The following is a 20,797-nucleotide window of genomic DNA, read 5'->3' on the forward strand; positions in this document are numbered from 1 at the left end:
TACTAACTATTAAATCGGTTAAGTTTTATTTTATACTTTTCTGAATAATAGTTCCATTGTTCTTTATATTCAGGAGTATTATAGCGTTTTGTAGCATATTCAAGAGTTTCTTTACTAGAGTGGTGACCAAAAATATTTTCTAAATAGTTTATTCCTGAATCAATTACTATATATAGCACTTCAAGTTTATCAATAGCATTTGCTTTACAAATCTTATCAAGAAATAATCCTTTCCCAAGTTTTACATATTCAGTTAGTAAACTTTTTGTAATAAAAGAAGCAGGAACATCCTGTATATCAGGTTCGTTTAGACTATTTCTCATTACAATAAGAATTAGTTCTTCAGTATAATATTTTTCAGGAATATAGGAAAGATATGTTCCTCTTTCTGCAGCAGCCAGACAAAGTTCTAGTGTTATAAAATGATCAGGAAGAACTCGTAATGCATATCCGTTTTTCTGAATAATCTCAAGACATAGTTCAGAGGTAATAAAATCTTCTTCAATATAGGAAAATGCTAAATAGCTCTGATTTAAAGCGCTTCTGTATAAGGTTTCATCTTTATAAAAAATAGGAACACGAGCCAAATCTCTATAATTTGTCTTTACTTTTTGTTGCCAGTAAGTAATGTCTTTTACCGGCTTTTCAGAACGTTTTAATACTTTCTCACCCTGTATCAGATCTCTTTGTAGCTCTTCAAAAGTTGTAGTTAAAGAATTATCTAAATGTTGTAATAATATAGAGGAACAAACCCATTCTCCTGTTTTCTCATCATCATGGCAGTCATTTTCTACAGGATGCGTATTTTCTATTGTATCATTATAATAAAAAAGTTCTGTTTCCTGATCTCCAAATGTAGTATAATGATCGTCTATAATAAATACAGGTGTTTTTATAATTCCTTTACAATTCAGAAAACCATGATTGTAATGTGTCATAACAACTTCTTCTGCAGTTATATTACCTTCTGTTTCTACATAACACCCACCCAGTAACATACTCTGACATGTTATATTTCCTTTGCTGTAAAAAAACGGACCATAATCCCCTTCTTCATTTATAATACATCCCTGAACAGTAAGATCACCTAATAATAGTATTCCTTGTACTTCTCTGTTTGAGGATATTTTCTCTTTAATCCCCAGAAATTTAAGAAGGTCCTTTTTATTTTCATTTTCAAAAAAATCAAGGATTAGATTTCCTTTCAGAACCGTGTCTGTTTCGGCTACTAAAAAATAATCATTTTTATTCCAGTCTTCATAAGGATCAAATCCTTCAAAATTCGTTAAAAACGGAAATTTATTTTTTATATCTGAAACAGTAAGTAATTTAAACTGAGACATTCTATTTTATTTTTATACACAGACAAATATAATAGATTTGAAGCTATTTTATCAGTATAGTAATTTATTTTAATTATTAGATATTACGGTTCCTGCCAGTACTCTATTTTCGGAAATACTAAAGGTTCTCTACCCTCCCATTTTTGGGTAACAAATTATTTTTTATCATAAAAAAATAAATAGCTAATGTACTGTTTTGTTTTAATAAAAAATAGAATATTTCTTATTTTTTATTAAAAACCATAGCTAAATACTAATAAGCAATCTGTAAAATGTAAATAAAAAAAGCCCTGATTTCAATAGAGATCAGGGCTTTATATAATGGGGAAGGAAACTCTTAGATTTTATCCTAAAACTTCTTTTACTTTTTTACCAATTTCAGCTGGAGAATCTACAACGTGAATACCGCAATCTCTCATAATTTGCTTTTTAGCAGCAGCTGTATCATCAGATCCACCTACAATAGCACCTGCATGACCCATTGTACGACCTGCTGGAGCTGTTTCACCTGCAATAAATCCTACAACTGGCTTTTTGTTACCATTTGCTTTGATCCACTGGGCAGCATCTGCTTCTAATTGACCTCCAATTTCACCAATCATAACGATACATTTGGTTTCAGAGTCATTCATTAATAATTCAACTGCTTCTTTAGTAGTTGTTCCAATGATCGGGTCACCACCGATACCGATAGCTGTTGTAATACCTAAACCTTGTTTAACAACCTGGTCAGCAGCTTCGTAAGTTAAAGTACCTGATTTAGAAACAATTCCTACAGTACCTTTTTTAAATACGAAGCCTGGCATAATTCCAACTTTAGCTTCTCCAGGAGTAATAACACCCGGACAGTTTGGACCTATTAATCTACAGTCTTTATCCTGAATATAATCATAAGCTTTAATCATATCCGCAACCGGAATACCTTCAGTAATTGTAATGATTACTTTAATACCTGCATTTGCAGCTTCCATAATCGCATCAGCAGCAAAAGCTGGCGGAACGAAAATAATAGTTGTATCTGCACCTACTTGTTCAACAGCATCTTGTACTGTATTAAATACCGGACGATCTAAATGGGTTGTTCCACCTTTTCCCGGAGTTACACCACCTACTACGTTTGTTCCATATTCAATCATTTGAGAAGCGTGGAAAGTTCCTTCACTTCCTGTAAAACCCTGAACAATTATTTTAGAATCTTTATTTACTAAAACACTCATGATATATATATTAAAATTGTTTTTAAAAATTGTGTTGCAAAAGTACGGTTTTGATGCGAAAGAATAAAGTTTTTAAACAACTTTATCTAACAAGAAGAAATCCGGTTACCCTTATTTTATTGTAAAAAATCTCTTATTATTTTAGTTTTTCTAAAATTTCAGGAATTTTTTTTACGTTGGCAATTTGTTTTAATTTTTCACGGGTTTCATCTGCCGGTGTTCCAAAATAACTTTTATCTCCTTTAATAGATTTTGTAACTCCTGTCTGAGCCAGTAAAACAGCTTTTGCACCAATAGTGATTCCACTAACGATACCTACTTGTCCCCATATCATCACTTCATCTTCAATAATTACACAGCCGGCAATTCCGGTTTGTGAAGCAATCAGACATTTTTTACCGATTACAGTATCATGACCTATCTGTACCTGATTATCCAGTTTTGTACCTTCATCAATAGTAGTGTCTCCCGTAACTCCTTTATCAATAGTACATAAAGCACCAATATGAACATTGTCTTTAAGTACAACTCTTCCTCCTGATACTAACTGATCATAACCTTCAGGACGATTTTTATAATAAAAACCATCACCTCCTAATACGGTTCCTGCATGAATAACAACGTTATTACCAATAACGGTATTATCATAAATAGCAACATTAGCATGAATCAGACAGTTTTCTCCAATCGTTACATTATGTCCGATAAAAACATTAGGTTGGATTACAGTTCCTTTTCCAATTACAGCAGAATCGGAAATAGCAGTACTTGCGGATCTGAAAGGTCTGAAATGATTAGTCAATTTATTAAAATCTCTGAAAGGATCATCAGAAATCAACAAGGCTTTACCTTCAGGGCATTCTACATCTTTGTTAATAAGAATAATTGTAGCAGCAGATTGTAGAGCTTTATCATAATACTTGGGATGATCTACAAAAACAATATCTCCCGATTCTACAATATGAATTTCATTCATTCCGTGAACAGAGAAATTTTCATCACCGACAAAACTACAGTCAATAATAGCAGCAATTTCTTTTAAAGAATATATTTTAGGGAATTTCATTGGCAACTTATCTTAAATGGTGTTCTAAATGACTGAGGCTGCACTATCTGTTATACTGCAACCTCAATTTAGATTTTTTTGTCATCTTAAAAATTAAGACGCTATCCTATTTTTAATCTATTCTTTTACACGCTCCATGTAAGAACCTGTAGCTGTATCAATTTTAATTTTATCTCCTTCATTAATAAACAAAGGAACATTAACGCTTGCACCTGTTTCTACTTTTGCCGGTTTTGTAGCATTAGTAGCAGTATTTCCTTTTATTCCTGGCTCAGCGTAAGTAACTTCAAGAACAACAGAAGGTGGCATATCTACAGATAATGGAGCTTCTGTTTCTGCATTCATAATAATCATTACATTCTCCCCTTCTTTTAATAGATCTGGAGCATCTAATACATTTCTGTTCAGAGAAATTTGTTCGTAAGTTTCAACATGCATAAAATGGAACTGATCTCCTTCAGGATATAAAAATTGGAATTTATGTGTTTCTACTCTTACTTCATCAATTTTATGTCCTGCAGAAAAAGTATTATCTAATACTCTTCCTGTTGTTAAACTTCTTAGTTTTGTTCTTACGAAAGCAGGTCCTTTTCCTGGCTTAACATGAAGAAATTCAACTATTTTATAAATATCATTATTGAATCTGATGCATAATCCGTTTCTGATGTCTGATGTACTTGCCATGTTTTATATTTTTATATTAATAATTTCCGGAATATCCTTTCATTACTCCGCGAGAAGAATTTCTGATAAAAAGAATAATTTCATCTCTTTCAGGAGTTGCTTCCATTTCTGCTTCAATTATTCCTAAGGCCTGAGTTGTATTATAATTTTTTTGATACAGAATTCTGTATATATCCTGGATTTCTCTTATTTTTTCAGTAGAAAAGCCTCTTCTTCTTAATCCTACAGAGTTAATCCCTACATAAGATAAAGGTTCTTTTGCTGCTTTTGTATAAGGAGGAACATCTTTTCTTACTAAAGAACCTCCTGAAATCATAGCGTGATCACCAATATTAATAAACTGATGTACAGCAGCCAGACCTCCAATAATAGCATAGTTACCTATAACAACATGTCCCGCAAGGGCAACACCATTTACAATAATAGCATTATCTCCGATATGGCAGTCATGAGCAATATGTGCAGTTGCCATAATCAAACAATTTTTTCCAATCTTGGTCTGACCGGAAGCAATTGTTCCTCTGTTAATAGTCACACATTCTCTTATTGTAGAATTATCACCTATTATAGCTAATGATTCTTCACCACCAAATTTTAAATCTTGTGGAACTGCTGATATTACGGCTCCCGGAAATATATTGCAATTTTTTCCAATTCTGGCACCTTCCATTATGGTGACATTAGACCCTATCCAGGTTCCTTCTCCAATTTCAACATTATTATGAATAGTCGTAAAAGGCTCTATCACCACATTTTTGGCAATTTTAGCTCCCGGATGAACGTATGCTAAAGGTTGATTCATAAATCTTTATGTTTAGTTCTTTTTAGCAATTTGAGCCATCAATTCAGCTTCAGCTACTAACTTTCCGTTAGCGTAAGCATTTGCTTGCATATGACATATTCCTCTTCTGATAGGCATAATCAAATCACACTTAAATATTAAAGTATCACCAGGTAACACTTTGTGTTTAAATTTAACTTTATCAATTTTCATGAAATAAGTCAAATAGTTTTCCGGATCAGGAACTGTATTTAAAACTAACACCCCCCCTGTTTGTGCCATTGCCTCAACAATAAGAACTCCCGGCATTACAGGTGCATCAGGGAAATGACCAACGAAGAAAGGCTCGTTCATAGTAACGTTTTTTAAACCTACTACGTGATTATCCGTTAGTTCTATAATTTTATCTATCAGTAAGAACGGAGGACGATGTGGTAAAATGCTCATGATTTTATAGATGTCCATTAAAGGTTCCTGATTTAAATCATAGACAGGTATCTGATTACGTTGTTCTATTTTAATTATTTTAGATAGTTTTTTTGCAAACTGAGTATTTACGAAATGTCCGGGTTTGTTAGCTATAACTTTTCCCTTGATTTTTATACCTATTAATGCCAAATCTCCCACGACATCTAGTAATTTGTGTCGTGCCGCTTCATTAGGATAATGTAGTGTAAGATTATCCAGTATACCATTAGGTTTTACAGAAATAGAATCTTTTTCAAATGCTACCTTTAATTTTTCTATTGTGCTTGGAGAAATTTCTTTATCAACATATACAATAGCATTATTCAAATCTCCTCCTTTAATCAAACCATGTTCTAAAAGAGCTTCTAGTTCATGAAGGAAACTGAATGTTCTTGCATTTGATATTTCAGTCTTAAAATCAGCTATGCTTTTCATAGTAGCATTCTGAGTACCTAATACTTTTGTACCGAAATCTACCATTGTTGTTACTTGATAATCATCATAAGGCATTACCAAAATTTCACTTCCTGTAGTTTCATCTATATAAGAGATAACTTCTTTTACAACATATACTTGTCTTTCAGCATCCTGTTCTTTAATACCTGCCTTTTCAATGGCTTCAACAAAATATTTAGAAGAACCGTCCATAATAGGAGGTTCAGAAGCATTCAGCTCAATAATGATATTATCAATATCACAACCTACAACAGCAGCAAGAACATGCTCCGATGTTTGGATTTTCACTCCTTTTTTTTCTAAATTAGTTCCTCTCTGAGTATTAACAACATAATTTGCATCGGCTTCAATAACAGGATTTCCTTCCAGATCTACTCTAATAAAAGTATAACCGTTATTTATTGGAGCAGGTTTAAATGTCATTGTGACTTCTATTCCAGTGTGTAATCCAACTCCTTTAAGGGAGATCTCGTTTTGGATGGTCTTTTGTTTAACCATTGTATACTTTTTTTTATTTTTTATTTTTTAAAACTTTGTTAAGATCAGCTACTATTTTCGGTAAATTCTTAAAATGAATATACGATTTATTAAAATCATTAAATCCAAATGCAGGGGTTCCCTGAATTACTTCACCATCTTTAATATTTTTACCAACACCTGTTTGGGCCTGAATACGAACATTATTACCTATTGTAATATGTCCTGCTATTCCTACCTGTCCTGCAATCATACAGTTCTTTCCGATTTTTGTTGATCCTGCAACACCGGTTTGAGCAGCTATTACTGTGTTTTCTCCAATATCTACATTATGAGCAATCTGAATCTGATTGTCAAGCTTCACTCCTTTTCGAATAATTGTAGACCCTAAAGTAGCTCTGTCTATTGTTGTACAGGCACCTACTTCTACACTATCTTCAAGAATAACGTTCCCTATTTGTGGTACTTTACTGTAAATACCTTCTTCATTTGGAGTAAAACCAAAACCGTCTGCTCCTATAATTACTCCTGAATGAATTACACAATCATTACCTATAATGGTTTCAGAATAAATTCTTGCACCTGCAAAAATAATAACATTGTTGCCAATAACAACATTATCACCAATAAAACTATTCGGATAAATTTTTACATTATTACCAATAACGACATTAGCACCTAAATAACTAAAACTACCCAAATACAAATTTTCTCCATATTTTACATTATCAGAGATCACTGTAGGCTGTTCTATTCCATTCTTGTTCAGTTTTACCTGATTATAATACTCTAAAAGCTTTGAAAATGCTTTATAAGCATCTTCTACCCTGATTAGAGTAGTAGTTACCGGAGACTCTGCTACAAAGGTATTACTAACAATAGTAACGGTAGCCTGTGTGGAATAGATATAATTATTATATTTAGGATTTGCAAGGAAAGTTAACGATCCTTCTGTCCCTTCTTCTATCTTGGATAATTTATAAACTTCTGCCTCAGGATTTCCTTCAACTTCACCTTCTAAAATACCTGCTATTTGTTGTGCTGTAAATTTCATTGCGACAAAAATATAAAATTTTAAAATTAAACCTTAATTTTCAACAAGTACTTTTGGAAAACAAATAAAATATTTGGTTACCGGTTTTGACAAAGCTTTCAGATTTAACTGATCTGAAGCTAATAAAACATCCTCAATGGTCTTGTCTTTTTTCAATATCTGTATGGGTTCCCCCTCTTTATTATAGGCTTGATTCTTTATTTTACCTTTAAATATAAAATAAGAAGCTTCTTTTAGTGAAAGATTATTTTCAGCGGCAAATGTTTCTCTCAAAGTATTAATCTCCTCTTTAGAATATTTATCACGGCTTAATCTTATTTTCAATAAATCTCTGTTAATAATCATTCGGCTCAATGAACTTAAAATAAAATCATCATGAAACTGCCATCCTTTGATAGCACTAATAATATCATAATCATCTAATAATGCAAACTTATCTAATGTTACATTATTAAAGTTAGTAAGTGCCACTTTATTTTTAAGGAAATACTGTAACGGTGCACTACAGGATAAAATAATTCCTTTTTGTGTTAATTCTTTTGCTCTTTTTAATATTCTGGTCAGAATCTGTTCTGCAACTAAACTTGTTTTATGCAGATAAGCCTGCCAGTACATCAATCGTCGGGCTACTAAGAACTTTTCTACAGAATAAATCCCTTTTTCTTCTATAACAAGTACATCATCTACAACATTCATCATCTGAATCAAACGTTCAGAATTAATATTTCCCTCTGCTACACCTGAATAAAAACTGTCTCTTTTTAAATAATCCAGACGATCAATATCTAACTGGCTTGATACCAGTTGTAACATGAATTTTCTGTGATATTTACCTTTAAATACCTGAATAGCCAAATCTAATTGTCCTTTAAATTCTTCATTCAGCTTGTTCATAAACAATAAAGATATTAATTCATGATTTACTTCTTCAACAATACTGCGTTCCATAGCATGAGAAAACGGCCCATGTCCGATATCATGTAATAAAATAGCAATATACAATGCATTTTCTTCTGCTTCAGATATTTGAATATTTTTAAAACGTAAAACCTGAATAGCTTTCTGCATAATATGCATACAGCCTAACGCATGATGAAAACGGGTATGATGAGCTCCGGGATAAACTAAAGAAGACATCCCCATCTGAGATATTCTTCTTAGTCTCTGAAAATAAGGGTGTTGAATTAAATCATAAATTAAAGAATTAGGAATAGTAATAAACCCATAAATAGGATCGTTTAATATCTTTTGTTTATTGATTATGTTCACTTTTTATTCAAATTTAATGCAAATATAATTATTTAGAACTTAGAATAAGAATATAACAATTTAAGTATATGATAATCTTTTAAATTTTACAATTTATTTAAGAGTTTTAACCTCTAAACATTACTAATTTAGTCACTTTATATATTACTTTTAAACATTACTGAAACAATAAATATGAATTCTATAAAAATACTCTGGGTTGATGATGAAATAGATCTTTTAAAACCACATATATTATTTCTTGAAAAAAAGAACTACAAAGTAACTACCTGCAACAATGGTCGTGATGCTATTGATCTCTTTGATGATGATAATTTTGATATTGTTTTTCTTGATGAGAACATGCCAGGAATGAATGGACTGGAAACTCTGGCTGAAATAAAGGAAAAGAAATCTTCTGTTCCGATTATTATGATCACAAAAAGTGAAGAAGAATATATTATGGAGGAAGCCATCGGTTCTAAAATAGCAGATTATTTAATTAAACCGGTAAACCCCAATCAAATATTACTAAGCTTAAAGAAAAACCTGGATAACTCCAGACTCATTACAGAAAAAACAACACTGGATTATCAAAAAGAATTCCGAAAAATCTCTATAGAACTGGCAATGGTCAATTCTTTTGAAGACTGGATTGAATTATATAAGAAGTTGGTCTTTTGGGAAATTAAACTGGAAAATATTAACGATCTGGGTATGATCGAAATTCTGGAATCTCAGAAAGCGGAAGCCAATGCTCAATTTGGAAAATTTATTGAAAAAAACTATGAATCTTGGTTTGATAAAGACAGTGATAAACCAGTTATGTCTCACAGGCTATTTAAGGAATTAGTAGTTCCTGAAATTAAAAAAAAGGATAAACCAATTTTATTTATTGTAATTGATAATCTACGTTATGATCAGTGGAAAGCTTTTGAAAGTACTGTTGACAATTATTATAAACTGGAAAAAGAAACTGCTTATTACGCTATTTTACCTACAGCGACACAATATGCCCGAAACGCAATATTTTCAGGTCTGATGCCTTTAGATATGGAAAAAATGTATCCACAGTATTGGAAAAATGATATTGATGAAGGTGGGAAAAATTTATATGAAGCAGAATTTTTGAGAGAACAGTTAAAAAGACTGAACTTAAATATAAAACAGGAATACTACAAAATAACCAACTATAAAGACGGGAAAAAATTAGTTGATAATTTTAAAACATTAAAAAACAATGATCTGACAACTATTGTTTATAATTTTGTTGATATGCTCTCGCATGCGAAAACAGAAATGGATGTTGTTAAGGAATTAGCTTCTAATGATAAAGCTTATCGTTCTCTCACTTCAAGCTGGTTTAAGAATTCCCCTCTTTTAGAAATGATCCAACAGGCACAAAAAATGGGTTTCAAATTAATCCTGACCACAGATCACGGTACTATCAATGTAAAAAATCCTTCTAAAGTGATTGGAGACAGAAATACAAGTCTTAATCTTAGATATAAAACAGGAAGAAGTCTTACATTTGAAGAAAAAGATGTCTATTGTGCAAAAGATCCAAAAAAAGTACATCTGCCTACTTTAAGTATGACCAGTTCTTATATTTTTGCAAAAAATGATTTCTTTTTGGCTTACGTTAATAATTATAATCATTATGCAAGCTATTACAGAAACACTTATCAACATGGAGGTATTTCATTAGAAGAAATGATCGTTCCCTTCCTGATTTTTAATCCTAAATAAAAATTTAGATGGAAATATATTTTTTACTGGATGAAATTGATAAGGTTGCCTCATTAATAGTTGAACAGAATCCGAATAAAATAATTTTATTTGATGGAGAAATGGGAGTTGGAAAAACAACTCTGATCAAAGCCTTATCAAAAGCTTTGGGCGTTACTGATGCTACAAGCAGCCCTACTTTTTCGTTAGTGAATGAATATCAGACACAAAATGGAGAAACGATATATCATTTTGATTTATATCGTTTAAATAAAGAAGAAGAAGCCTATGATATGGGTATTGATGAATATCTGTATTCTGATGAATGGTGTTTTATTGAATGGGCTGAAAAAATCCCTAATCTAATCCCCACAGAACATACTGTAATACGATTAAAACGTTCTCCGGATGGTAAAAGACAATTATTGATGAAATAGTAAATTAACTAGTTGTTTTTTTTCGTAATTTTATCAATTATTCATCTAAGTATTATGCTAATAACTCCTTTTACTAAGCAACAACTTATCCCTCAGGAAGAAAAACTTGAAATTTCAAAAAACAAGAGTGAATTGTTTATTGGAATTCCTAAGGAAACCAGTTATCAGGAAAGAAGAATCTGTCTCACTCCTGATGCAGTCAATTCACTTACGTCTCATGGGCATCGTGTAATGATTGAAGCTGGAGCAGGTCAAAGTTCAAGTTATAGCGATAAAGAATATAGCGAAGCCGGAGCAGAAATAACTCAGGATACTAAAAAAATCTTCGGATGTCCGATAATTTTAAAAGTAGAACCTCTCTCCCTTGTAGAAATTGAAATGATGAATATGCAATCACTGGTAATCTCAGCAGTACAGATAAAAACCCAGAAAAAAGCTTATTTTGAAGCACTGGAAGCAAAAAGAATTACCGCTCTTGCCTTTGAGTTTATTAAAGATGTTGACGGTTCCTACCCTGCTGTAAAATCCTTAAGTGAAATAGCCGGTACCGCTTCTATACTTATTGCTGCAGAATTAATGATTAATCAGAATTTTGGAAAAGGTTTGCTATTTGGGAACATTATTGGAGTTCCTCCTACGGAGGTTGTGATATTAGGCTCCGGAACAGTAGCAGAATATGCTGCAAGAACAGCGATCAGCCTTGGAGCAACCGTAAAAGTGTTTGATAATTCTATTACAAAACTAAGAAGATTACAAAACGCCCTAAATCAGCGCATTTTTACTTCTACCATACAAAATAAAGGGCTATTAAAAGCTTTACGTCGTTGTGATGTTGCTATTGGAGCCATGAGAGGAAAAGGAAGATGTCCGGTAGTGGTTACTGAAACCATGGTAGAATATATGAAAAAAGGTGCTGTGATCGTAGATGTCAGTATTGATACAGGAGGTTGCTTTGAAACTTCAGAAGTGACGACTCATGAAAAACCTACTTTTATAAAAAATAATGTGATTCATTACTGTGTTCCGAATATTCCTTCGAGATATTCTAAAACCGCTTCCCTTTCTATCAGTAATATCCTAACGCCTTATCTCATTCAAATTGCCGAAGATGGAGGAATAGAAAGCGCTATAAGATGCAATGACGGTTTAAAATGCGGAGTGTATATGTATCATGGTGTTTTAACCAATAAATCAATTGGCGAATGGTTTGATCTTTCTTACAGAGATATTAATTTGATTGTATTTTAGAATGTAATATTAAAATCTAATCCTTCATAAGTCAGGAACTAACCAATATTTTTAAAAAATCAGAGATTTTGCCAGATAACCTTGATAAATCCAAAAATCAAACTATCTAATAATCTAATAATCGATTATATTTGCATCTAAATAATAAATAAATTCAATGAAATTCGTTCACAGATTAGCCTATTATATGTTAGGTTTTGGAATTGGAGTCTTATTCTTACTGTTCTTTTTAGGTGGTAAAAATACCCGCTGTACCTATTTTCCTAATTCAAGAGTTTTAAATGACCTAAGCAGTAAACCTATTATATATTCTGCAGAAGCTTCACAAAAATTTGCTGAAAAATGGGTTGATACCATAGATATTAAAAACAGTATGAAATACGGAAAAGTAGATTTCGGTAAAAGTAATATTCCGCAGGATAAAGGCAAATTATATATTGTTAAAGGAAAAACAACTAAAAATCAGCCTATTACTATTGAAATCATCAATATGTCAGACAGAGTCATATTAAAAGACATAAAAAAAGATTAATTTTTTATTAAAAAATAGTTGCAGAAGCAAATTTCTTGTGTATATTTGCACACGCAATCAGGGCGATTAGCTCAGTTGGTTCAGAGCATCTGGTTTACACCCAGAGGGTCGGGGGTTCGAATCCCTCATCGCCCACAAAAAACTCCTTAAGAAATTAAGGAGTTTTTTTATGTCTTATCTTATGTTTTCGAGAGATTCCTTCTACTTGGGATCATGCAAAAGTTGTATTTCACTGTTGCGGGCACGGATTGCAAATCCGCGCGATCTGGTTTAAAAAACCGCTTCAAATTTTTAAAGTAGTTTTTTTATGATTTCTCTTTAGATTTTGTATTTGATCCTTGATCTAGATTAAGTGTATAGTATCAATAAAAGTTTTTTTAGTTAATTTTATACAATTAGTTGGCTTTTCTTCTAGCCGATATAAGAAATATTTTTACTGCAATTAATTAACTTTTTTTTGAAATTAAATAGAAAAGATTTCTTAGTCTTATCTCATTGAGATTTTCTTTAAATCTTGCATAAAATCGTTCGTAAGGATTTATACGCCCTTGTATCGGATTTTCCACCCTAATAAAGTAGATGAAATTTTGAATTCAGAATAAGGTTTCGAACACTTATGATTGCAAATCGACGTTATTGGGTATTGTAATTAACATTGCAAATTATATAACCCATTGAAATAAAATATTTAATCGTAAATTTGACTGAATTAAGGAAGATAAAAAAATAGCTACTTAATAAGATTTGTCATAAGAAGGACAGAAATGCTAAATTTGAACATTATATCTCTAAATTCATCATTTTGACAACCTAATGTTATTGACAAGCAAAAGATCAAAACGAAAAAAAATAGAAATTGACTGCACAGCCCATTATCGAATATTTTAAAAATTATCTTCCGTTAAATAATGAAGAAAGTTCATTATTAGACAAAAGGATAACACAGCGACAAATTAAGCGCAGACAAATGATTTTGCAGGAAAACTTTGTTTGCAAGCATTATACATTTGTAGTTAAGGGCTGTTTTAAAATGTATAGCATCGATGAAAAAGGCTCTGAACACAATATTAGTTTTGCTGTTGAAAATGAATGGATAGCAGATTTAGGGAGTTTCTACTCAGAAAAACCGAGCAAACTGTTTATTGAAGCAATTGAACCTTCTTTTATCCTGCAAATTGAAAAACAAGACTTACTTTACTTATTCGTTAATGTATCGAAGTTTGATCGAAATTTCAGGATTATTATTGAAGAAAAATTTATTGAGCTTCAAAATCGTTTATTACAAAATATTAGCTCAAATGCAAATCAACGTTACTTAATTTTTTTGGAACAATATCCACAACTTGCATTAAGATTGCCTAATACTCAAATAGCTTCTTATCTTGGTATTACACCTGAATTTCTTAGCAAAATTCGTAGTGAAACACATATTAAATAGCTTTTACTCTTAATCTATATTAAGACAATTTCTTAAGATTGTTTATTGGCTCACTGCAAATTGCCATTGTACATTTACATTATAAATTTTAAAAATGAAAAAATGAAAAATCATAAAAATTTCTTTAAGCAATTTGTTGAATTTATTAATACTGCTGATGAAAATTTAGCACAACAGCTTATTAATCCCACAGCAAAATTTTATGTACCAGGTCAAGTAGAACCTCTTATTGGTCCAACAGGATATTTGGCAACTATTTGGATGATGCGTGAAGGGTTTCCTGATATCCAATGGTATTTAGAAGAAATAATTTCAGAAAACGATAAATCTGCTATTCGTTTTACAATGACTGGTACACATAAAGGAACTTTTTTTGGAGTCCCTCCAACTGGAAATAGCATTAAAGTACAAGCTACTAATTTTTATCGTCTTACTAATAATCAGATTACAGAAGAATATGGACAACCTGATTTATTAGCATTATTGCAACAAATTGGAGCAGTACCTACAATTAAAAAATAATATTCTGATAAAAATGACAAGGTAATAAGTATTGGGTTCAAAAACAAACCTATATGACATTTGTTAACTTCATTCTTTGAATTCCACAAAAAAGTATTAGGTCTAATTAATACTAAGTTTGCTTTGATCCGCGACTGCCAGTTATAAGCGAAACGTTAACGTCCTCCTTATTTTATCAAATACTTCATTTTATATTTTCGAAAAACGTCAAAATTCATATCAATTGTTCGATTGCCATCCCTGACACTCCACAAAAAACTCCTTAAGAAATTAAGGAGTTTTTTTATGTCTTATATTTTCAAAAGATTCATTTTACTTGGGATCATACAAAAGTTGTATCTCATTATTGTGAGCACAAATTTCTTCTTTGCTTGACCATCAGTATAAATGATATTCTAAAATAGTAATTATAATTCATTTATCAAATAATTTTATATCAATTCCATTTGAACGTCAACACGTTCATAAGGAGTTACACGACCACTTATCTTTTTAAAACCCAATTTAGTATAATCAGCTTCTTCCATTTTAAAATAATTAGAGATCCATTCTTCATTCAGATCTCTGAAAGCTTCTCTGTATTCAGGCTTATAATCAACAATCTCTACCATATTATTTTATATTTTTATTCAAAATTAGAACATTTATTGTAATTTTATTTATCTACTAATATAAAACACGCACCCTAATTGCACTAAAAAATAGATGTTAATTTTTCGGTTGTACAACGTTCACAGAGCTATTAAATTTGTAATATAAATAACTTAAATTATTACAATCATGCTGATTACAAACGACATTATGTACAAAGCCCTTATGGATAAAGACTCTACTTTTGAAGGGACTTTTTTTGCTGCAATAAAAACAACCGGAATATTCTGTCGCCCTACTTGTACAGCAAGAAAACCAAAAAAAGAAAATGTTGAATTCTTTAAAACGGCAAAAGAAGCTATTTTAAAAGGTTACAGAGCCTGTAAAGTCTGTAAACCACTAAATCCTTTTAATGAAACACCTCTTTATATAGAAGATCTGTTAGATGAAATAGAGAAAAATCCGTCTGTAAAAATTAAGGACTGGGATTTAGTACAGAGAAATATTGAACCAAATAATGTGCGAAGATGGTTTTTAAAAAATCATGGGATTACTTTTCACGCTTATCAGAGAATGCATCGCATTAATTCTGCTTTTAAAAAGATCAAGAATGGAGAATCGGTTACAGCAACCGCTTACGATGTTGGTTTTGAATCTCTGAGTGGATTTGGAGATTCATTCAAAACGATTTTCGGAGTAGCTCCTTCTAAAACAAAAGAACAGACCTTAATTGATTTCACCCGATTAGAAACCCCTTTAGGAACGATGATCGCTTGTGCAACAGATAATGGTATCTGTTTACTGGAATTTAGTGACCGAAAAATGCTTGAAACAGAATTAAAATCATTGACAAAACTTTATAATGCAAACATTATTCAGGGAAAAAGCAGCTATTTTGAAGAGTTAAAGCAACAGTTAAAAGAATATTTCGAAGGAACCCGACAGTTATTCACCGTTCCGTTGGACACAAAAGGAACTGATTTTCAGAACTCTGTCTGGAAGATACTAAAAGAAATCCCTTATGGAACGACCTGTTCTTATCAGGATCAGGCTAATAAAATTGATAATCCAAAAGGAGTTCGTGCTGTCGCCAATGCCAATGGTATGAACCGAATCTCAATTTTGATCCCCTGTCATCGTGTTATTGGATCTGACGGAAGTTTAACCGGATATGGCGGTGGTTTATGGAGAAAAGAATGGTTACTTGATTTTGAAAAAAATAATCAAAAAGGGTAATATAATATTATTATATATTTTAAATTTACTCTTATTCAGTTATCTGAACTAACCAAGTTTATAAAATGATATATAAAAAATTAGATACTATTCCTTTTGAAACTTTAATGAGTTGTTTTACAGAAGCTTTTCAGAATTATTTTGTTACTATGCCTACTGATTATGATTATTACAGGAAAAGATGGGAACTAGCTAATGTAAAATATGATCTTTCCTATGGTATTTTTGATAAAGATATATTAGTGGGATTTGTTATTCACGCCATTGATACCAGAAATGACTATAAAACGGCTTATAATACCGGAACTGGAGTGTTACCTGCTTATCGCGGAAAAGGAATTATTAAAGATATGTATACATCCATCTTACCGGATCTGAAACAAAAGGGTATTACAAAATGTATTCTGGAAGTGATTCAGGAAAATGAAAAAGCAATCCGGCTTTACAGTAGAAGAAATGAAATTTATCCGTTGAATAACAGATAATTAAAGAAAGGAATAGCAACAATGGGTAACGATATAGAAACGAGCTAACTTCTTTGCTCTGCTTAGTTTTTCCATTGTTTCAAATAACTCAAAGACAAATATAATAAATCTCTTTGGAAAGTTTCTTTTATCAGTTGAAAAGAAAATGAGTTTCATATATTTGTATTATAAAGTTAGTCAAAGTGAACAATAATCTGAGAAAAAAAACAGAAAACGATTACAATAAAAGAGTCAATATTGTAATTGATTTTATTGATGCAAATCTGGATGAAGAACTTTCTCTTGATTTTTTATCTAGATATGCCTCTTTTTCTCCATTCCATTTTCATCGTATATTTATATCTATCACAGGCGAAACACCAAATGCTTTCATTTGCAGAAAGAGGGTAGAGAAAATTGCATCCATTATTCTTGTAGGTACAAACGAATCAATAAATGATCTAGCTCTTAAATATGGATTCTGCTCAGGGAATTCTTTCTCTCGTGCATTCAAGAAATATTATGGGGTAACTCCATCCGAATACAAATCTAATTTTAGCAAGATTGGTGTAGAGATGTTAACATACGAAAAATATATTTGTAGGATAAATGATATCAAAAAAAACAAAAGATGAATACAAATATTGAAGTTAAAGAACTTTCTGAAATAAATCTTATTGGTATTACACGTATTGGAGAACTAGAAAGCATATCAAATGCATATGAACAACTGATGAGATGGGCTTTTGAAAAGAGAGTGTTAAATTCCTCCAATGCTGAAACGCTAACAATATACCACGATAACCCACACATAACAGAAATTTCAAAAGTTAGATGGAGTGCTTGTCTTGTAGTAAACTCAAAAATTAGGTCTGATAATGAAATAAGAAATATATCTATCAGTAAAGGACTTTACGCGATAGGTAGTTTCGAAATAGAACCCATTATGTTTGAGCAAGCTTGGGAAAGTGTACTCTATTGGGTTAAAAGTAATGGCTATTTATTTGATGAGCGAGAATATTTTGAAGTTTATCATAATGATCATCGAATGCACCCAGAACATAAATTTATAACAGACATCTGCATCCCTATCATAAAACCTAAGAATATGAGAACGCTTAACACCTACATACAATCATATAAAGAGCAATTGGAAATAGGAGATATACAGAAAGCTTATAGAGGGGTGATCAAGTACATCATGGAACTAAAAACTCTCTTTACAAACAAATATTCTGATACATTTTATATTGGTCATTTCCATCAGGGCTATATGGATATTACATATTTCACGTTAACTCCTATATCTATGAGAAGTAAAAAGCTTAGAATAGGGATTGGATTCAATCATGAGAAAATGCAATTTGGTATTTGGCTAGGAGCACAAAACAGACAAATACAAAAAGAATATTGGGAAATATTTAAAGGCAGTGATTGGAATAAATACAATATATCCTCAGAAATTAACGAAGGGTTTGCAATTGTGGAACACACACTCATCGAAAAACCAGATTTTGATAACCTTAAATATCTCACTGTAGAAATAGAAAAAAAGGCAATGAAATTTATAGATGATATACTTGAAGCCCTCAATTAGTCTAATTTCTAGCTATTTTTTGGATAACAGAAATATATTGGGAAAATTTATCACACGAAATAGATGACTATTGCTTAGACAAACAATATTTCTATCATAAGAAAAGCAGAAAATAATAATGTTTTTTGACAAATGATATCATTCAGCATACAAGGATTAATCAATATATAATCCAATTTATTCACTTTTAAAAAATATGCTTATGAATGATTTAATTAGAACAGAGTTTTTCGGTCTGATGAATGAGAGCTCGCAGAAAATTACAAATGAAAGGATGAAAAGTGCTTATGAAAACTTTGTAGCAGAAGTATTAACCTTAAACCAATCCGAAGCAGATTATCAGACTGCTTTTCGGTCATTGAATTTGACTCGTATAGAGTTCCAATCATTACAAACACAATTTTTATACGAGCAGGGGGAAAAATGCGCTTAAAAAACTCTACTGTCAGAAAACTATTGCAATTCTCAATTCTGAATTGGAACTGCTAAACCTCAAAATTCGGTATCCTGAACAGTTCCGACAATCCGAACAATCTACATTTGAATCTGAACTTTATATTATCCCTAAGTCAAAAGACTTGGGGATTGTTGCTCTGGGAGAAATTGTAGTTGCTTTATTCCTTTCCAAGAAAGTGTTCCAGCGGAACGGTAAACCTGCATGCCTGAACCAGATTGCTGATGCTTTTCAAAAGATGTTCAACTGCAATTTTAGTAGTATCTATGACCAACAAGAACAGGTATTTAACCGTAAACCATTCAATCGGACGAAAGCCCTTGATTTCTTAAAAAATCTCATCATCCGTAAGGATAAAGAGGGCAAAAATAAACAAGATGAAAAATAACCGTTTTGCAATATGTTAAATATTACTGTATTGCGAGAAACTTTTGGGGGAGTAGTTAACTACTCCTCTATTTTTGTGTCATCTATTGTCCGAGCTTTGCTTCACCAATCGATTGGAATTAATCTCAATTATTAATTTCAAAAAAAAACAGTTATGTATTTAGACAATAACGATTTTGTGTCTTGGATGGAAAAATTATCCGCCAAGCTCAATGACATAGGCAAAGACCTCAGATCTTTTACTCAAACCAAAGATGTATTGGAAGAGGATGAGAAAATTATGGATAACCAAGATTTAGCATTTCTTCTCAAAGTATCTTATCGTACTCTCCAAAGGTATAGAACAGCAAAGAAATTACCTTATTTCTCGATAGGTCATAAAACCTATTATCGAATAAATGATGTTCGAAACTTCGTTCGGGAACATATGGATTTGGGTACTTATCGAAGCTTCGAAAAGAAGCATCCAAAGGATAAAACCCCAAATGATGCATCAGTGTAGTTTGATGCAGAATGATGAAGGCTATGTTTGGTCAACCGCCTTGCAATACCGCTCCGCATTCAGCCGAAACAACATCGCTTATCGCTCTTTTTGTTTTTGCTGAATTGAGCAAGAGGGAACTGGACTATCGTCCTGTTCTCCTCTTGCCCTGCGGGGCAAAGCCTTCGGCTTTAGTGCTTTATGAAAAAGCACTGTAATTACACCTCTAATAGGTGTATTCCATTAAGTTCTTATAATCAATAGCTTAAATGTGCTATTTTCCATTAAAAAGTAATTACTATGCAAAATCAAAATAGAAAAATAGTGTTCACCACTATTTCCATAGACAAAGAAACGAGCCGTTTAGTAGATAAACTCTGTAAACGCTATTCACTGAAAAAGAGTGAAGCCATAAAATTAGCTTTTCTGTATTTGGACAAGGCAAATATCAACCCAAGTGAAACACCTGAATCGACAAAATCTGAACTAAGGAAGATCAATAAACGGCAAGATGACCTGATTCGTTTTATTAGATATTACGAAGAAGAACAACTCAATCCAATGATACGAACAAGCAATTCCATAGCTGTAAAATTCGATACAGTTATTAAAACGTTATCTGAGAAACTAGATTCGGAAGTAGCCAATTCAAAGGATATTTTAATTACTGTTTTAAGAAAATTAGATGAGCAGTTTGGAAAACAAGCGGAGGTTATCACAAATCATTCCAAAGTTATCAACAACCTATCTCAAGTACAGCAGAGAGACAACAAGAAACTGTTAAAACTGATTGCCCTTTATTCGGAGCTGTCAGCTTGCGGAGTAATGGACGGCAAGCGAAAAGAGAATCTAAAAACGGAGATAATCAATCTGATAAATGAAAAGTAA

23 protein-coding genes and 1 tRNA gene are annotated in these 20,797 nt (G+C 31.8%); 15 read left to right on the top strand and 9 right to left on the bottom strand.

Going from position 1 to position 20,797, the window contains the following annotated elements; genetic code table 11:
- Positions 1-2: 2 nt before the first annotated feature.
- From AC4FQX_RS04895 to AC4FQX_RS04930, 8 genes are all read right to left on the bottom strand, one after another.
- A complete protein-coding gene (locus AC4FQX_RS04895) occupies positions 3-1,343 on the bottom strand; it encodes a polymer-forming cytoskeletal protein (protein WP_491166555.1) in 1,341 nt (446 codons plus the stop codon).
- A 344-nt stretch (positions 1,344-1,687) separates the two neighbouring features.
- Positions 1,688-2,560: a succinate--CoA ligase subunit alpha gene (sucD, locus tag AC4FQX_RS04900; RefSeq protein ID WP_491166556.1), complete on the bottom strand. Its 873-nt coding sequence runs from the start codon at positions 2,558-2,560 to the stop codon at positions 1,688-1,690.
- Between the two features lie 136 nt (positions 2,561-2,696).
- A complete protein-coding gene (locus AC4FQX_RS04905) occupies positions 2,697-3,626 on the bottom strand; it encodes a UDP-3-O-(3-hydroxymyristoyl)glucosamine N-acyltransferase (RefSeq protein WP_491166557.1) in 930 nt (309 codons plus the stop codon).
- A gap of 117 nt (positions 3,627-3,743) precedes the next feature.
- Positions 3,744-4,310: an elongation factor P gene (efp, locus tag AC4FQX_RS04910; protein ID WP_491166558.1), complete on the bottom strand. Its 567-nt coding sequence runs from the start codon at positions 4,308-4,310 to the stop codon at positions 3,744-3,746.
- Between the two features lie 16 nt (positions 4,311-4,326).
- Positions 4,327-5,112 carry an acyl-ACP--UDP-N-acetylglucosamine O-acyltransferase gene (gene lpxA / locus AC4FQX_RS04915; RefSeq protein WP_491166559.1) on the bottom strand — a complete coding sequence of 262 codons (786 nt, stop codon included), beginning with the start codon at positions 5,110-5,112 and terminating at the stop codon, positions 4,327-4,329.
- A 12-nt stretch (positions 5,113-5,124) separates the two neighbouring features.
- Positions 5,125-6,513 (bottom strand): bifunctional UDP-3-O-[3-hydroxymyristoyl] N-acetylglucosamine deacetylase/3-hydroxyacyl-ACP dehydratase, encoded by a 1,389-nt coding sequence (locus tag AC4FQX_RS04920; RefSeq protein ID WP_491166560.1) that lies wholly within the window; start codon positions 6,511-6,513, stop codon positions 5,125-5,127.
- Between the two features lie 13 nt (positions 6,514-6,526).
- Positions 6,527-7,546 carry a UDP-3-O-(3-hydroxymyristoyl)glucosamine N-acyltransferase gene (gene lpxD / locus AC4FQX_RS04925; protein ID WP_491166561.1) on the bottom strand — a complete coding sequence of 340 codons (1,020 nt, stop codon included), beginning with the start codon at positions 7,544-7,546 and terminating at the stop codon, positions 6,527-6,529.
- 33 nt (positions 7,547-7,579) lie between these two features.
- Positions 7,580-8,815: an HD domain-containing protein gene (locus AC4FQX_RS04930; protein WP_491166562.1), complete on the bottom strand. Its 1,236-nt coding sequence runs from the start codon at positions 8,813-8,815 to the stop codon at positions 7,580-7,582.
- A gap of 174 nt (positions 8,816-8,989) precedes the next feature.
- Here AC4FQX_RS04930 and porX point away from each other — a divergent pair, with 174 nt between their 5' ends.
- The 7 genes from porX (at position 8,990) to AC4FQX_RS04965 (ending at position 14,699) form a co-directional block, all read left to right on the top strand.
- Complete coding sequence (gene porX, locus AC4FQX_RS04935) at positions 8,990-10,543, top strand: T9SS response regulator signal transducer PorX (protein ID WP_491166563.1); 1,554 nt, start codon at positions 8,990-8,992, stop codon at positions 10,541-10,543.
- An 8-nt stretch (positions 10,544-10,551) separates the two neighbouring features.
- The gene (gene tsaE, locus AC4FQX_RS04940) at positions 10,552-10,959 is read left to right on the top strand and encodes a tRNA (adenosine(37)-N6)-threonylcarbamoyltransferase complex ATPase subunit type 1 TsaE (RefSeq protein WP_491166564.1); all 408 of its coding nucleotides are present in this window, start codon (positions 10,552-10,554) and stop codon (positions 10,957-10,959) included.
- 54 nt (positions 10,960-11,013) lie between these two features.
- Complete coding sequence (locus AC4FQX_RS04945) at positions 11,014-12,207, top strand: alanine dehydrogenase (protein WP_491166565.1); 1,194 nt, start codon at positions 11,014-11,016, stop codon at positions 12,205-12,207.
- Between the two features lie 157 nt (positions 12,208-12,364).
- Positions 12,365-12,739, top strand: coding sequence for a DUF4258 domain-containing protein (locus AC4FQX_RS04950; protein ID WP_491166566.1), 375 nt, complete (start codon positions 12,365-12,367; stop codon positions 12,737-12,739).
- A 60-nt stretch (positions 12,740-12,799) separates the two neighbouring features.
- Positions 12,800-12,874: transfer RNA gene (locus AC4FQX_RS04955), tRNA-Val, on the top strand.
- A gap of 721 nt (positions 12,875-13,595) precedes the next feature.
- On the top strand, positions 13,596-14,177 hold the full coding sequence (locus AC4FQX_RS04960) for a Crp/Fnr family transcriptional regulator (protein ID WP_491166567.1): 582 nt from the start codon (positions 13,596-13,598) through the stop codon (positions 14,175-14,177).
- A gap of 102 nt (positions 14,178-14,279) precedes the next feature.
- Positions 14,280-14,699 (top strand): ester cyclase, encoded by a 420-nt coding sequence (locus AC4FQX_RS04965; RefSeq protein WP_491166568.1) that lies wholly within the window; start codon positions 14,280-14,282, stop codon positions 14,697-14,699.
- Positions 14,700-15,130: 431 nt separating this feature from the next.
- Here AC4FQX_RS04965 and AC4FQX_RS04970 read toward each other — a convergent pair whose 3' ends face one another.
- Positions 15,131-15,310: a hypothetical protein gene (locus AC4FQX_RS04970; protein ID WP_491166569.1), complete on the bottom strand. Its 180-nt coding sequence runs from the start codon at positions 15,308-15,310 to the stop codon at positions 15,131-15,133.
- Positions 15,311-15,479: 169 nt separating this feature from the next.
- Here AC4FQX_RS04970 and AC4FQX_RS04975 point away from each other — a divergent pair, with 169 nt between their 5' ends.
- From AC4FQX_RS04975 to AC4FQX_RS05010, 8 genes are all read left to right on the top strand, one after another.
- Positions 15,480-16,526, top strand: coding sequence for a bifunctional transcriptional activator/DNA repair enzyme AdaA (locus AC4FQX_RS04975; protein ID WP_491166570.1), 1,047 nt, complete (start codon positions 15,480-15,482; stop codon positions 16,524-16,526).
- A 65-nt stretch (positions 16,527-16,591) separates the two neighbouring features.
- The gene (locus tag AC4FQX_RS04980; protein WP_491166571.1) at positions 16,592-17,011 is read left to right on the top strand and encodes a GNAT family N-acetyltransferase; all 420 of its coding nucleotides are present in this window, start codon (positions 16,592-16,594) and stop codon (positions 17,009-17,011) included.
- Between the two features lie 182 nt (positions 17,012-17,193).
- Entirely contained in the window at positions 17,194-17,625 is a 432-nt protein-coding gene (locus AC4FQX_RS04985; RefSeq protein ID WP_491166572.1) for a helix-turn-helix domain-containing protein, read from the top strand.
- Positions 17,622-18,587: an AraC family transcriptional regulator gene (locus tag AC4FQX_RS04990; protein ID WP_491166573.1), complete on the top strand. Its 966-nt coding sequence runs from the start codon at positions 17,622-17,624 to the stop codon at positions 18,585-18,587. The genes AC4FQX_RS04985 and AC4FQX_RS04990 overlap by 4 nt, the downstream gene beginning before the upstream one ends.
- 202 nt (positions 18,588-18,789) lie before the next feature.
- Positions 18,790-19,020 carry a hypothetical protein gene (locus AC4FQX_RS04995; RefSeq protein ID WP_491166574.1) on the top strand — a complete coding sequence of 77 codons (231 nt, stop codon included), beginning with the start codon at positions 18,790-18,792 and terminating at the stop codon, positions 19,018-19,020.
- A 43-nt stretch (positions 19,021-19,063) separates the two neighbouring features.
- Entirely contained in the window at positions 19,064-19,429 is a 366-nt protein-coding gene (locus AC4FQX_RS05000) for an RteC domain-containing protein (RefSeq protein WP_491166575.1), read from the top strand.
- Between the two features lie 153 nt (positions 19,430-19,582).
- On the top strand, positions 19,583-19,930 hold the full coding sequence (locus AC4FQX_RS05005) for a helix-turn-helix domain-containing protein (RefSeq protein WP_491166576.1): 348 nt from the start codon (positions 19,583-19,585) through the stop codon (positions 19,928-19,930).
- A 279-nt stretch (positions 19,931-20,209) separates the two neighbouring features.
- Positions 20,210-20,797, top strand: coding sequence for a BfmA/BtgA family mobilization protein (locus AC4FQX_RS05010; RefSeq protein ID WP_491166577.1), 588 nt, complete (start codon positions 20,210-20,212; stop codon positions 20,795-20,797).

The organism is Flavobacterium sp. AK-301 (assembly GCF_058310215.1).